Source organism: Oerskovia douganii (genome assembly GCF_015142735.1).
Lineage (GTDB): Bacteria > Actinomycetota > Actinomycetes > Actinomycetales > Cellulomonadaceae > Oerskovia > Oerskovia douganii.
Genome location: NZ_JACSPN010000008.1, coordinates 13,863 through 27,477, shown reverse-complemented (window position 1 = coordinate 27,477; position 13,615 = coordinate 13,863). Strand labels below are relative to the sequence as shown.

The 13,615-nt window shown below is 71.9% G+C and carries 11 protein-coding genes; 2 read left to right on the top strand and 9 right to left on the bottom strand.

The genetic code is table 11. The features are described 5' to 3' along the window. Nucleotides 1–60 precede the first annotated feature (60 nt). Nucleotides 61–1,191, bottom strand: coding sequence for a branched-chain amino acid aminotransferase (locus H9623_RS08120; protein ID WP_193719551.1), 1,131 nt, complete (start codon nt 1,189–1,191; stop codon nt 61–63). A gap of 205 nt (nt 1,192–1,396) precedes the next feature. Further along, a complete protein-coding gene (locus tag H9623_RS08115) occupies nt 1,397–2,440 on the bottom strand; it encodes a 3-isopropylmalate dehydrogenase (protein WP_193719550.1) in 1,044 nt (347 codons plus the stop codon). Between the two features lie 256 nt (nt 2,441–2,696). Between H9623_RS08115 and H9623_RS08110 the strand changes: the two genes are divergently transcribed. Beyond that, the gene (locus H9623_RS08110; protein WP_193719549.1) at nt 2,697–3,962 is read left to right on the top strand and encodes an ROK family transcriptional regulator; all 1,266 of its coding nucleotides are present in this window, start codon (nt 2,697–2,699) and stop codon (nt 3,960–3,962) included. A 169-nt stretch (nt 3,963–4,131) separates the two neighbouring features. On the opposite strand, the gene H9623_RS08105 is transcribed toward H9623_RS08110, so the two are convergent. The 7 genes from H9623_RS08105 to H9623_RS08075 all read right to left on the bottom strand — a co-directional run bounded on the left by H9623_RS08105 (nt 4,132) and on the right by H9623_RS08075 (nt 13,030). Next, the gene (locus H9623_RS08105; RefSeq protein ID WP_193719548.1) at nt 4,132–4,761 is read right to left on the bottom strand and encodes an ASCH domain-containing protein; all 630 of its coding nucleotides are present in this window, start codon (nt 4,759–4,761) and stop codon (nt 4,132–4,134) included. A gap of 311 nt (nt 4,762–5,072) precedes the next feature. Further along, nucleotides 5,073–6,101 carry a ketol-acid reductoisomerase gene (gene ilvC, locus H9623_RS08100; protein ID WP_193719547.1) on the bottom strand — a complete coding sequence of 343 codons (1,029 nt, stop codon included), beginning with the start codon at nt 6,099–6,101 and terminating at the stop codon, nt 5,073–5,075. A gap of 90 nt (nt 6,102–6,191) precedes the next feature. Further along, nucleotides 6,192–6,716, bottom strand: coding sequence for an acetolactate synthase small subunit (gene ilvN, locus H9623_RS08095; RefSeq protein WP_193719546.1), 525 nt, complete (start codon nt 6,714–6,716; stop codon nt 6,192–6,194). Nucleotides 6,717–6,737: 21 nt separating this feature from the next. Further along, nucleotides 6,738–8,657 (bottom strand): acetolactate synthase large subunit, encoded by a 1,920-nt coding sequence (locus H9623_RS08090; protein ID WP_193719545.1) that lies wholly within the window; start codon nt 8,655–8,657, stop codon nt 6,738–6,740. A gap of 438 nt (nt 8,658–9,095) precedes the next feature. Beyond that, a complete protein-coding gene (locus H9623_RS08085) occupies nt 9,096–10,070 on the bottom strand; it encodes an ABC transporter permease subunit (protein WP_407671872.1) in 975 nt (324 codons plus the stop codon). Next, nucleotides 10,070–11,074: an ABC transporter ATP-binding protein gene (locus tag H9623_RS08080; RefSeq protein WP_193719629.1), complete on the bottom strand. Its 1,005-nt coding sequence runs from the start codon at nt 11,072–11,074 to the stop codon at nt 10,070–10,072. Before H9623_RS08080 ends, H9623_RS08085 begins: the two co-directional genes overlap by 1 nt. Before the next feature lie 105 nt (nt 11,075–11,179). Further along, nucleotides 11,180–13,030 (bottom strand): alpha-glucosidase, encoded by a 1,851-nt coding sequence (locus H9623_RS08075; RefSeq protein WP_407671867.1) that lies wholly within the window; start codon nt 13,028–13,030, stop codon nt 11,180–11,182. A 120-nt stretch (nt 13,031–13,150) separates the two neighbouring features. Between H9623_RS08075 and H9623_RS08070 the strand changes: the two genes are divergently transcribed. After that, nucleotides 13,151–13,615 carry a GatB/YqeY domain-containing protein gene (locus tag H9623_RS08070; RefSeq protein WP_193719542.1) on the top strand — a complete coding sequence of 155 codons (465 nt, stop codon included), beginning with the start codon at nt 13,151–13,153 and terminating at the stop codon, nt 13,613–13,615.

Here is a 13,615-nt window from a genome sequence, read left to right as displayed (position 1 = left end):
GTCGTCGACGTTCGATCGACGACACCCGCTCCGCACCCGGGGGCAGCTCTGCGGCGAGCCTCAGGCCAGGCGCGTCATCCAGCCGTGGCGGTCGGCTGCCCGGCCGTTCTGGATGTCGGTGAGCTCGCCACGGATCGCGAGGGTCAGCTCGCCCGCGCCGCCGCCGCCGATCGTGTGGTCGAAGTTCGACCCGCCCAGGCGGCCGATCGGCGTCACGACCGCCGCCGTGCCGCACGCGAAGACCTCGGTCACGGCGCCCGACCGGATGTCGGCCAGGAGCTCCTCGAGCGGGATGCGCCGCTCGGTGACCTCGTGGCCGCGGTCGGTGAGGAGCTGGATGATCGACGAGCGCGTCACGCCCTCGAGGATCGAGCCCGTCAGCTCGGGCGTCTCGACCGACCCGTCGGCCTTGACGACGAACACGTTCATGCCGCCGAGCTCCTCGAGGTACGTGCCCGTCGACGAGTCGAGGAAGCAGACCTGCTCGAAGCCCTTCTCCTGCGCGAGCGTCTGCGGCAGCAGGCTCGACGCGTAGTTGCCGCCGCACTTGGCGTCGCCCGTTCCCCCCGCGCCGGCGCGGCTGTACTCGCGGTCGACCCAGATCGAGACGGGCTTCACGCCGCCCGAGAAGTACGGACCCACGGGCGAGGCGATCACGAGGTACTCGGCCTCGAGCGAGGCCCGCACGCCGAGGAACGACTCGGAGGCGTACATGAACGGACGCAGGTACAGGCTCGCCTCCTCGCCGCTCGGGACCCACTCGATGTCGGTGCGCACGAGCGCCGTGATCGAGCCGATGAAGTCGTCGACCGAGAGCGCGGGCAGCGCCAACCGGTGGGCCGACCGGGCGAAGCGGGCGGCGTTGGCCTCCGGGCGGAAGGTCCACACGGAACCGTCCTGGTGCCGGTACGCCTTGAGGCCCTCGAAGATCTCCTGGGCGTAGTGCAGCACCGCGGTCGCGGGGTCGAGCTGGAGGGGGCCGTACTTCTCGATGCGGCGGTCGATCCAGCCGTCGGTCGAGTTCCAGCTGATCCGGGCCATGTGGTCCGAGAACACGGTGCCGAACTTCGGGGCGGAGATCGCGGCCGCCCTGGCCTCGGGGGAGGTCGGGGTGTCCGAGGGGCGGATGTCGAAGAGCGCGACGAGGTCCTCGGCCGAGGAAGCGGGCTGCGCTGTGAGGGGGGAAGTCATGTCATGGGCCTTTCACCTGGCGACCCGGGTGGGTTCCTCGCCTAGTTTTCCATGACGGAGCGCCCTTCGGCGCCCGCAGGGCGGGCGAGAACTCCCGGGCCTTCGACGAGGACGTGGGAGCGGTGAGGACGGCAGAGGGTGCGCGCCGCCGTCGGGCCCCTGCGCGGGGAGTCGACGGCGGCGCGACGGCGGGTCGGGAGCCCGATCAGCCGGCGACGCGGGCAGCGAGCTCGCGCCCCACCTCGGCCGTCGACCGTACTCGGTTCCCCCGCTCGGCGAGGTCCGCGGCGACCGCGGCCTCGACGCGCTGCGACTGCACGGCGAGGCCGAGGTGGTCGAGCAGCATCGCGACGGACAGGATCGTGGCGGTGGGGTCCGCCTTGCCCTGGCCGGCGATGTCGGGGGCCGAGCCGTGCACCGGCTCGAACATGGAGGGAGCCGTGCGGTCGGGGTTGATGTTGGCCGAGGCCGCGAGGCCGATGCCGCCGGTGATCGCGGCGGCCTGGTCCGTCAGGATGTCGCCGAACAGGTTGTCGGTGACGATGACGTCGAATCGCGACGGGTTCGTCGTGAGGAAGATCGTGGCGGCGTCCACGTGCAGGTAGTCCGTGGTGACGTCCGGGAACTCGGCGTTGACGGCCTCGACCGTGCGGCGCCACAGGTGACCGGCGTGGACCAGGACGTTGTGCTTGTGCACGAGCGTCAGGTGCTTGCGGGGACGGGCCTGGGCCCGCGCGAACGCGTCGCGCACGACGCGCTCGACGCCGAACGCCGTGTTGACGGAGACCTCGGTCGCGAGCTCGTGCGGGGTGCCGACGCGCAGCGCGCCGCCGTTGCCGACGTACGGGCCCTCGGTGCCCTCGCGGACCACGACGAAGTCGATCTCGCCCGGGTCCGCCAGCGGGGACCTCACACCGGGGTACAGCTTGCCCGGGCGCAGGTTGACGTAGTGGTCCAGCGCGAAGCGCAGCTTGAGGAGCAGCCCGCGCTCGAGGACGCCCGACGGGACCGTGGGGTCGCCGATCGCGCCCAGGAGGATCGCGTCGTGCGTGCGGATGGCCGCGAGGTCCTCGTCCGTGAGGGTCTCGCCGGTCGCGTGCCAGCGGCGCGCACCCAGGTCGAAGGGGGTCGTGGAGACCTTGACGTCGGAGCCCGTGAGCGCCGCCTCGAGGACCGCGAGGCCCTGCTCGACGACCTCGATGCCGATGCCGTCTCCGGCCACCACTGCCAAGTCGATGTTGCGCGTCATGCCGTGAACCGTACGCCTCGATGCCAGTCCTCGGGACGCACATCTCACGCCTTGAACGTCCTGGGTGTCCAGAACCGCACCATCTCGCGGGTCGGGCGGAGGCGTCTCGCCTGGGTGCGCTCCCACACACCGGACGACGCGCCGGGGGACGCTCGATGGTGTAGTGGAGCACGCCAGGGTTCCGACTTGCGCAGAACGCCAGAATACGCAACTCTTAGGAAACTTTCCTAAGACGTTGGCAGAGAGGCCGCACGCCGTGTCCCGCTTGCACATCCCGGGAACCCCCGGGTTGCTCCGCACGATCAACGATCGCGCGGCCCTCGAGCTCCTGCTCGACTCCGGTCCCATGACCCGGTCGCAGATCGGCGACCTCACCGGCGTCTCCCGTCCGACATCCTCCCAGATCGTGGCCCGGCTCGAGGCCGCCGGCCTCATCGAGTCCACCGGAGCCGTCCAGGGCGCCCGCGGCCCCCAGGCCGTCACCTACGCCGCCCGCACCGACGTCGTCGTGGGGCTCGCGCTCGACGTCCTGCCCCGCGGGGTCCAGGCCAGCGTCGTCGACGCCCGGGGCACCGTCCTCGGGAGCGCGGACGTCCCCACCTCCGAGGACCGCACCGCGGTGAGCGACGTCCGGGCCGCCTGGGACGCCGCCTGCGCCGACGCCGGCGTGCCCACCACGCGCGTCGGGGCGGTCGTCGCCGGCGTGCAGGCCGCCGCCGACCCGAGCACCGGGGACCTCTGGCTCGTCGGGGACCTGCCCGGCTGGCCGCGCCTCGCCGTCCGCTCCCTCCTGGAGCAGGAGTTCGACGTCCCGGTGCGCATCGAGAACGACGTCAACCTCGCCACCATCGCCGAGCGTGACGCCGGACGGTGCGCCGAGGAGAGCTTCTCGCTCCTCTGGATCGGCGGCGGCATCGGGCTCGGGACGCTGATCGACGGTCGGCTCCACCACGGCGCCACGGGGGCCGCGGGAGAGCTCGGCTACCTGCCGGTACCCATCACGGTCCGCGAGTACGACGACCACTCGCTGAACCTCCAGGACCTGGTCGGCGGCCGCCGGTTCGAGGAGCTCGCCGCACGCCACGGCGTCCCCGGCGACGGCTACGCCGACTACCTGGCGGCCATGGTCGCCGCGCCCGACAGCCCCGAGGTCGTCGCGCTCGTCGAGGACTTCGGCCGCCGCATCGCGACCGTGATCCAGCCGGTCGTCGCGGTCGTCGAGCCGCACCTGGTCGTCCTCGGCGGCCCCACCTGCATCGCGGGTGGCCAGCGCCTCGCCGACGTGACCCGCAGCCACCTCACGGACACCGAGCAGGGCGTGGCGGCGATCGTGCCCACCATGGTGCCCCTGGCTCCCGTCCTGCGCGGCGCCCAGGCCGTCGTCGCGGCGGACGTCCGCTCCCTCCTGCTCGACCGCGTCTCCACCCACCTCACCGACCACGGCTCGCACCCGGCCCCCGTCCAGACGGTGCGCGTCGGCGCGGTCACCTCCGGCGCCTCGGCGCCCTCACGCTCGGGGTAGTTCCTCTCACTGCCCCGACGGGCGGTGGTCGCGGCCTGGGACGGCGACCACCGCCCACCCTTTGCCGCCGCGCCCTGCCCGACGGCGCCGCTCCCGGCCGGCCGCCCCTCGCCCCCGCACCGTCCCACCGGGCCGACCCTGCGCCCGGCCCGCCGCCGCTCGGACGAGGTCAGCGAGCCCGCGGGAACCGCAGCTCGAACCTCTCGCAGACCACGGGCATGTCCTCCCGGAACTCGTGACCGACGAGCACGCGCGTGAAGTAGTCGCGGTGACCGGCGCGCCACGACTCGAGCGTCCGGTCGTCCTCGCCCTCGGCCGCCGCGAACTCCGCCGTGACCTCGTCGAACGGCACGATGTCGATCGACGTCGTGCGGATCAGCGCCCGCGGGTGCCCGTCGCCGTCGAGGATGATCGACAGCTCCCCGACCTGCGGCAGCGGCACGTCGTCGCCGTACTCCCAGTGCGACGACGACGTCGCGGTCTTCTCGCCCGCGAGCACCGCCGCCAGGAGCCCGTCGGCGAGCTCGGGGTTGTCGCCGAACGACCACGCAGGCGGCGGGACGGTCGCCGAGATGCCGAAGCCCGTCACGACCCCGACCTTCCCCTCCCCCGCCCGGACCCGCGCGGCCTCCCAGAACTCGAGGATCTCGGTCCCCTGCGGGTCCTCCTCGACCGTGCCGGGCTGTCCGACGACCGGGTCGCCCGACAGGTCCCTCACGTCGTCACGTCCCACGGAGGAAGCCGCCGGCTCCGTCCCCTCGCTCGCGCCGTCCGGTCCGCGGTCGTTGTCATGGCTCATACCTCCATGGTGGACCACGGACGCCCCGAGTGCCCGCCTTGTCGTGCTTTGACCACCGCGCGTCGCGCACTTCCACCCGCGCACGCCCGCACCCCGGCCCCCGTCAGCCCCGCCTGCTCCCTGGTCCTCCCCGAGGCGACCGGGACGGGCCGAGGAGGCTCCGCCGTCGGGCGACCCGGGCTCCCGACGACGAAGGAGGGTGACCCGTGCTGCGGATCGTGGTCGGGTCTGGCGGGAGGCCGCCAGGCCGGACGGACGATCGTGCAGCACGGGTCACCCTCCTCAGAAGGTTCGCCGCAGCGAGGGGAGGGTCAGCGACCGACCGAACCCTCGGTGTAGTCGTCGTCGCCCGACTTCGCCCACGCGAACATGCCGCGCAGCTCGCGGCCCGTGGCCTCGATCGGGTGCGCCTCGCCCTTGGCGCGGAGCTCCTTGAACTCGGGGGCGCCCGCGTCCTGGTCGTCGATGAAGCGCTTCGCGAACGCACCCGACTGGATGTCCGCGAGGACGGCCTTCATGTTCTCCTTGACCCGCGGGTCGATCACGCGCGGGCCCGAGACGTAGTCGCCGTACTCGGCCGTGTCGGAGACCGACCAGCGCTGCTTGGCGATGCCGCCCTCCCACATGAGGTCGACGATGAGCTTGAGCTCGTGCAGGACCTCGAAGTAGGCGATCTCCGGCTGGTAGCCGGCCTCGGTGAGGGTCTCGAACCCGTACTGGACGAGCTGCGACACGCCACCGCACAGGACGGCCTGCTCACCGAACAGGTCGGTCTCGGTCTCCTCGGTGAAGGTCGTCTTGATGACGCCGGCACGCGTGCCGCCGATCGCCTTCGCGTACGAGAGCGCGATGTCCCACGCGTGGCCCGACGCGTCCTTCTCGACGGCGATGATGTCGGGGATGCCGCGGCCCGCGACGAACTCGCGACGCACCGTGTGGCCCGGCGCCTTGGGGGCGACGAGGATGACGTCGACGCCCTCCGGGGCCTCGATGTAGCCGAAGCGGATGTTGAAGCCGTGCGCGAACGCGAGCGTCTTCCCGGCGGCGAGGTTCGGCTTGATCTCGTCGTTGTAGATCGAGCGCTGGTGCTGGTCCGGCGCCAGGATCATGATGAGGTCGGCCCACTCGGCGGCCTCCGCGACCGTCTTGACCTCGAAGCCCTCGTCGGTCGCCTTGGCGATCGACTTCGAGCCTTCCTTGAGCGCGATGACGACCTGGACGCCCGAGTCACGGAGGTTCAGCGCGTGCGCGTGACCCTGGCTGCCGTAGCCGACGACCGCGACCTTCTTCTGCTGGATGATCGAGAGGTCGGCGTCGTCGTCGTAGAAGAGCTCTGCCACGGTGTTACTCCTTGGGTTCTTGTGGTGATGGCGAACACGATAGTTCGACGTCGGTGGGCAGCACGGGCGTGTCCACCGGGAGGACGGGGGTCAGGCGGACCGGTGGGCGCGGTCGAGCGCCCTGTCGGTGATGGAGCGCGCGCCACGGCCGACGGCCACGGTGCCGGACTTGACGATCTCACGGACGCCGTACGGCTCGAGCGCGCCGAGGAGGGCACCCAGCTTCTCGGGCGTGCCGGTGGCCTCGATCGTGACGGCGTCGGGGACGACGTCGACGACCTTGGCGCGGAAGAGCTCGACGACCTCGAGGACGCCCGTGCGGTTCGCGCCATCGGCGCGGACCTTGACGAGCAGGAGCTCGCGCTGGACCGAGGACGTCTGGTCGAGCTCGACGATCTTGATCACGTTGACGAGCTTGTTGAGCTGCTTGGTGACCTGCTCGAGCGGGTTCTGGTCGACGTCGACGACCACGGTGATGCGCGAGATCTCCTCGTGCTCCGTGGGGCCCACGGCGAGCGAGTGGATGTTGAACGCGCGGCGGGCGAACAGGCCCGCGACGCGCGTGAGCACGCCGGGCTTGTTCTCCACGAGCACGGAGAGGGTGTGACGGGACATGGTTTGCGGCTCTCCCCGGTCTCAGTCTTCGCGGTCCCACGCGGGCGAGATGCCGCGTGCGTACTGGATGTTGTCGTTGCTGACGCCCGAGGCGACCATGGGCCACACCATCGCGTCGCGCGAGACGTTGAAGTCGACGACGACGGGTCGGTCGTCGATCTCCATGGCCCGCTTGATCGCGGCGTCGACCTCGCTCGGCGACTCGACCCGGATGCCCTCGCAGCCGTAGGCGTCGGCGAGCTTGACGAAGTCCGGCACGCGCCGCGTCCCGTGCCCCGTGTGCAGGTCGGTGTTGGAGTAGCGGGACTCGTAGAACAGGGTCTGCCACTGGCGGACCATGCCGAGCGAGGAGTTGTTGATGAGCGCGACCTTGATGGGGATCTCGTTGATCGTGCAGGTCGCGAGCTCCTGGTTGGTCATCTGGAAGCAGCCGTCGCCGTCGATCGCCCACACGGTCTTGTCCGGCCGACCGACCTTGGCGCCCATCGCGGCCGGGATCGAGTAGCCCATGGTGCCCAGGCCGCCCGAGTTGAGCCACGTCCGGGGGTGCTCGTAGCGGATGAACTGCGCGGCCCACATCTGGTGCTGGCCGACGCCCGCGACGTAGATCGAGTCGGGGCCGGAGATCTCCCCGAGGCGCTGGATGACGTGCTGCGGCGCGAGGTGCCCGTCCTCGGGCTCGGAGTAGCCCAGCGGGTAGGTCTCGCGCCAGTCGTCGATCTGGCGCCACCACGCTGCCAGGTCCGGCTTGCCCTTGGCCGCGTGCTCGCGCTCGAGCTCGGGGAGCAGGTCGGAGATGACCTCGCGCAGGTCGCCCACGATGGGGACGTCGACCTCGCGGTTCTTGCCGATCTCGGCGGGGTCGATGTCGGCGTGCACGATCGCCGCGTGGGGCGCGAAGCTCGACAGCACGCCCGTCACGCGGTCGTCGAAGCGTGCGCCCAGCGCCACGATGAGGTCGGCCTTCTGGAGCGCCGCGACGGCGGGGACGGTGCCGTGCATGCCGGGCATGCCGAGGTTCTGCGGGTGCGAGTCGGGCAGCGCGCCGCGGGCCATGAGGGTCGTGACCGTGGCCGCCCCGGACAGGTCGACGAGCCTGCGCAGCTCGGCCGACGCGTCGGCGCGGATCACGCCGCCGCCCACGTAGAGCACGGGGCGCCGGGCGGACGCGAGCAGGCGCGCGGCCTCGCGGATCTGCTTGGAGTGGGGCTTGGTCACGGGGTGGTACCCGGGGAGCTGCAGCTCCTGGGGCCAGGAGAACGTGGTGCGCGCCTGCATCGCGGACTTCGCGATGTCCACGAGCACGGGGCCGGGGCGCCCGGTCTGGGCGATGTGGAAGGCCTCGGCGATGACGCGGGGGATCTCGTCGGCGTCGGTGACGAGGAAGTTGTGCTTGGTGATCGGCAGGGTGATGCCGACGATGTCCGCCTCCTGGAAGGCGTCGGTCCCGATCAGGGACGCGCCGACCTGGCCCGTGATGGCGACGAGCGGGATCGAGTCCATGTTGGCGTCGGCGATGGGCGTGACGAGGTTCGTCGCACCGGGGCCCGACGTCGCCATGGTCACCCCGACGCGACCCGTCGCGTGGGCGTAGCCCGAGGCCGCGTGGCCGCCGCCCTGCTCGTGGCGCACGAGGATGTGGCGGAGCCTCTTCGAGTCCATGAGCGGGTCGTACGTCGGCAGGATCGCGCCGCCGGGGATGCCGAAGACGACGTCCACACCGGCTTCCTCGAGCGAGCGGACGATCGACTGCGCGCCCGTGACCTCCTCCGGCCCGACGGCGGCGCTCACGGGGCGCTCACCCGTCACCGAGGCGCGTGCCCGGCTCTCGGGGCGGGCGGCGAGGCTCGCGGGGGAAGGGGCTGGCTTCGGCGCCGCGGCCTCGCCGGCGGGCGCGGGAGCGCTCGGCGTCGGCGGAGCCGGGTGGGGACCCTGGACCATCGGTATCTCCTGTTTCTCGGTGGCGACTGGCTGCCACCGGCTGGATCGAGCTCACCGTGGTGGTGCTGGTGGTGCTGGTGCTCTCCGTGCTGTTCTGCCGCGGGGTGGTGCGGGCCGGGTGACCGGCTCCGGAGCGGGGTGTGCCCGGAGGGGTGGTCATGACGGTCGTGGTCGTGACATGAAAAAACCCCTCGTACCCGGTGAGGGCTCTTCGAGGGGTGAGCGCGCTGACGAGACCTGGTTGCTTGGCCTCAGCCGGCGCGCTCAGGAAGTACTACGAGAAGGATCGTCTGCACGTTCTGCACCTTACGCCCTTGGTCCTGCGATGTCATGCGTCGAGCCGGACGTCTCAGGGAATGGGACGTCCGGCTCGACGGGGGTGAGCCGACCGGGGGCGACCGATGCTGGTGGCGGGCGGCCTGCCCGGGGGGCGGTCGGTCAGGACACGTCGCGCCGGCGGAAGAGGACGACCGCGAGGACCGTGAGCGCGGCGACCGCACCGAGCAGCACGAGGCCGCCCTGCGTCTGGGTGATCTCCCGCTGGACGTACTCGCACACCTGCCCCTGCTCCGTGATGCTGCAGACCGGCACCGCGTACTCGGAACCGCCGAAGATCCAGGCACCGAGGTTGTCGCGGAGCAGCCACCGCTGGAGCTCGGGCTGGACCTGCGGCACGACGAGCGACTCCACGACCAGGAACCAGACCGCGACGACGCCGATCGCCGCCGCGGTGTGGCGCAGGATGGCCCCCAGCGCAGCGCCCGCCAGCGCGACGAGCGCCGCCGCGGCGAGCGTCCGCCCCGCGACGTGCGCCAACGTCGTCCAGGTGGCGTCCGTGTCCCCCACCCGGCCGAAGGCCGCGTAGACGGCGTAGATGCCGGCCACCCCCAGCAGGAAGGTCGCCAGCACGACGGGGAGCGCACCGATCGCGGCGGCGGCCGCCTTGGACCAGTAGACCCGTGACCGACGCGGCTCGAACGTGAGCCACAGCCCCATCGCACCCGTGCTGATCTCGGCCGCGACGAAGGACGCCCCGACGAGCAGGGCGAACGCCACCCCCGCGAAGGGCAGCGCCGAGACCTGCTCCTGCCCGGTCGTCGCGAACGTGGGCGTCTGCCCCACCCAGTCCTCCCAGGAGGGGGCCGCCATCTGGTCGCACCCGTAGTCGCTCGCGGGGTCCTCGGCCTGCCTCTCCTCGCAGTCGGCGACCCACTCGTCGCCCTCGGCCTCCCACAGGTCGACCTGGTCCTCGAAGAGGGCACGCATCTGCGCCTGCTCCTCGGCCGGCATGGGCCGCGCCTGCGTGAACGCGACGAAGACCAGCAGCATCGTGACGACGAGCAGCCCGAGGGCTGTCCACCTCACGGCCCCGCGGGCCCGGAACCTCGTGAGCTCGACCCGGAGCAGCCGCATCACGCCACCACCGTCTCGACGTCGGTCCGCGGGCCCGCGCTCGTCCCGCCAGGGCCGTGGTCCGCGGTCAGCTCGAGGAAGACCGACTCCAGGTCCACCGCGGCTGGTTGCAGCTCGTCGACCCACAGGTCGTGCGCCGCGAGGATCCGGGTCACGACCGACGGGTCGGGCACGGCGTCGACGTGGAGCAGGTTGCCCTCGGGCCGGACCCTGTGCCCCGCGGCCTCGAGCACCCGCGCCGCGCGGTCGCGCGCCCCGCCCTCCCGCGCCGCGTCCCCGCCGGGGTCCGAGACCCCGACCCGGACGGACCGGCCGCCGCTGCCCACGAGGTCCGCGACCGAACCGCTCGCGAGCAGCCTGCCCCGCGCGATGATCGAGACGGTGTCCGCGACCTGCTGGACCTCGGCCAGGATGTGGCTGCTGACGAGCACCGTCCTCCCACGGTCCGCGAGGCCGCGCATGGTCTCGCGGACCTCCCGGATCCCTGCCGGGTCGAGTCCGTTCGTCGGCTCGTCGAAGATCAGCAGGTCCGGGTCCTTGAGGAGCGTCGCCCCGATCGCGAGCCGCTGCTTCATGCCGAGCGAGTACGTCTTGTACCGGTCGCCCGCGCGGTCCTCGAGCCCGACCTCCGCGAGCACCGCGTCGACCCGTCCCGCGGGCGCGCCGATCGCCCCGGCCAGCAGCTCCAGGTTCCGGCGGGCGCTGAAGGTCGGGAAGAACTTCGGGTGCTCGACGATCGCGCCGACCCGCCCGACGACCTGTGGCAGGTGCCGGGGCACCTCCTGCCCGAACAGGTGCATGGTGCCCTCGTCCGCCCGCACGAGCCCCAGGAGCATCCGGATGGTCGTCGTCTTGCCGGACCCGTTGGGTCCGAGGAACCCGTGCACACCCCCTGCCGGGACGTCGAGATCGAGATGCTCGACGCCCACCGAGCGCCCCTTCACGCTGCGGTACGACTTCCGCAGCCCGCGCGTCCTGACCGCCAGGTCCCCTGCTGCCGCCATCGGCTCTCCCCCTTCGACCGTGCCCACGCATGCTCCTGCATGGCTGCCGTCCGTCCACGACGACGGCGCGGGCATCCTAGCGGCTTCGGACCGAGCCGGGCCGGCTCATCCGCGCCGGTGGACGGCCGCCTCCCACGGGCGCAGCACCCGGGCCTCGCCGGGGCCTTGCCGCGCCGCGTCGTCGTGCGTCGCGATCAGTACCTCGGCGCCCTCCCACCCGGCGAGGACGTCGGCCGGGACCTCCTGCTCGGAGCCGCTCACGTTGACCAGGACGAGCAGGTCGTCGCGCGACGCCGTGCTCGCGGCGGACGCTGCGCCGTCGGGCCCCTCGACGACGGGCGGCAGGTCGAGCGTGCGCGTGAAGGCGTACACGGCCTCGTGGTCGGGCAGGAGCATGCGGAAGTCACCCAGCGCGACGACCGGGACGTCGTGGCGCAGCGCGACCAGGCGGCGGTAGAAGTGGAAGACCGAGCCGGCGTCCGCCCGCTCGGCCTCCGCGTTGATCTCCACGTGGTTCGGGTTGACCGCGAGCCACGGCGTGCCCGTCGTGAAGCCCGCGTGCTCCGACGCGTCCCACTGCACGGGGGTCCGGGCGTTGTCGCGACTCATGGCGCGCAGCGCGACGAGCATCTGCTCCTCGGTCGCGACGCCCGCGTCGACCAGCTCGTGGAAGTGCCCCAGGGACTCGATGTCCTGGTACTGGTCGATCGACGTGAAGCCCGCGTTCGTCATCCCGAGCTCCTCACCCTGGTAGACGTACGGCGTCCCCCGGTGCAGGTGCAGCAGCAGCGCGAGCGCCTTGGCCGAGGCGACACGGTGCTCGCCGTCGTCGCCGAACCGCGACACGATGCGCGGCTGGTCGTGGTTGTTCCAGTAGAGCGAGTTCCAGCCGCGCTCCGCGAGCCCCGCCTGCCAGCGCCCGAACGTCGCCTTGAGGTCGGTCAGGCGCAGGGGCTTGACGTCCCACTTGCTCGAGCCGTGGTCGAGCCCGACGTGCTCGAACTGGAACACCATGTCGACCTCGTGACGATCGGGGTCCGTGAACAGCACGCCGTCCTCGATCGTCACGCCCGGGGTCTCCCCCACCGTCAGGAGCTGCTCGGGTCGCCCGGCGAAGACCTCGCGGTGCATCTCCTGGAGGAACTCGTGCACGCGCGGACCGCTCGTGTAGAACGGGCTGCCGTCGCCGTAGACGCCGTAGTGGACCTCGCCGTCGGGCAGGCCCGGGACCTTCGAGATGAGGTTGATGACGTCCATGCGGAACCCGTCGACGCCGCGGTCGAGCCACCACGTCATCATGTCGTGGACCGCGCGGCGGACGTCCGGGTTCTCCCAGTTGAGGTCCGGCTGCTTGCGCGAGAACAGGTGCAGGTAGTACTCGCCCGTCGCCTCGTCGTACTCCCACGCCGAGCCCCCGAAGAACGAGCGCCAGTTGTTGGGCTCGGCCCCGGGCGTCCCGGGCTCCATGCCCTCGCGCGCCGGACGCCACCAGTACCAGTCGCGGCGGGCGTCGGTGCGAGACGAGCGCGACTCGCGGAACCAGGCATGCTCGTCCGAGGAGTGGTTCACCACCAGGTCCATGACCACCCGCAGGCCCCGGTCGTGCGCCGCGGCCAGCAGGCGGTCGAAGTCCTCGAGCGTCCCGAACATCGGGTCGATGTCCTGGTAGTCGCTGATGTCGTAGCCGTTGTCGTCCTGCGGCGAGCGGTACACGGGCGAGAGCCACACCACGTCGACGCCCAGCGCCACGAGGTGGTCGAGCCGCTGCTCGATCCCGGGCAGGTCGCCGATCCCGTCGCCGTCCGAGTCCTGGAAGGACCGCGGGTAGACCTGGTACACCACGGCGCTCGTCCACCAGGGCGGCTCGCCCGACGACCATCCGCCCGCAGGGTGCGGGGCGGACGCGGTGGCAGGGACAGGGGTGCTCGGCACGTCGCGTGCGGTCTCGTCGCTCACGACATCGAGCCTCTCACCCGTTCGGGAGCGGTGCCCGCCGCCGGGCCGAGGACGGCGCCCGCACGTGCACGCACGACATTCCAGTAGGGTCCGAGCCGCCGGACCAGGCACCATGGACCCATGACCACCACGATCGAGCGGCTGACCGCCGACCTCACGACCGCCATGAAGGCCCGCGACGAGTTCGCCAAGAACACCCTGCGCCAGGTCATCGGTGCTGTCCGCACCGCCGAGAAGTCCGGGACGACCGCGCACGAGCTGACCGACGCAGAGGTCCAGACGATCCTGGCCGCCGAGGTCAAGAAGCGCCGCGAGAGCGCGCAGATCTACGCCGACGCGGACGCGACCGAGCGTGCCGACAACGAGACCCGTGAGGCCGACTTCATCGAGAAGTACCTGCCCGCGAGCCTCACGCCGGCCGAGCTCGACGCACTCGTGGCCTCCGCGATCGCCTCGACCGGCGCCTCGTCCATGAAGGACATGGGCACGGTCATGAAGACCGCCACGGCTGCCGCGGCAGGGATCGGTCGCGTCGACGGCAAGGCCCTCTCGCAGGCCGTCCGTCAGGCCCTCGGGGCGCTCTGA

What these genes read in the sequence shown, in the direction of transcription:
- H9623_RS08085 (WP_407671872.1), bottom strand. Translation starts at nt 10,070, where the DNA reads ATGCGGCTGCTCCGGGTCGAGCTCACGAGGTTCCGGGCCCGCGGGGCC.
- H9623_RS08105 (WP_193719548.1), bottom strand. Translation starts at nt 4,761, where the DNA reads ATGAGCCATGACAACGACCGCGGACCGGACGGCGCGAGCGAGGGGACG.
- H9623_RS08080 (WP_193719629.1), bottom strand. Translation starts at nt 11,074, where the DNA reads ATGGCGGCAGCAGGGGACCTGGCGGTCAGGACGCGCGGGCTGCGGAAG.
- H9623_RS08120 (WP_193719551.1), bottom strand. Translation starts at nt 1,191, where the DNA reads ATGACTTCCCCCCTCACAGCGCAGCCCGCTTCCTCGGCCGAGGACCTC.
- ilvN (WP_193719546.1), bottom strand. Translation starts at nt 6,716, where the DNA reads ATGTCCCGTCACACCCTCTCCGTGCTCGTGGAGAACAAGCCCGGCGTG.
- H9623_RS08115 (WP_193719550.1), bottom strand. Translation starts at nt 2,440, where the DNA reads ATGACGCGCAACATCGACTTGGCAGTGGTGGCCGGAGACGGCATCGGC.
- H9623_RS08090 (WP_193719545.1), bottom strand. Translation starts at nt 8,657, where the DNA reads ATGGTCCAGGGTCCCCACCCGGCTCCGCCGACGCCGAGCGCTCCCGCG.
- H9623_RS08070 (WP_193719542.1), top strand. Translation starts at nt 13,151, where the DNA reads ATGACCACCACGATCGAGCGGCTGACCGCCGACCTCACGACCGCCATG.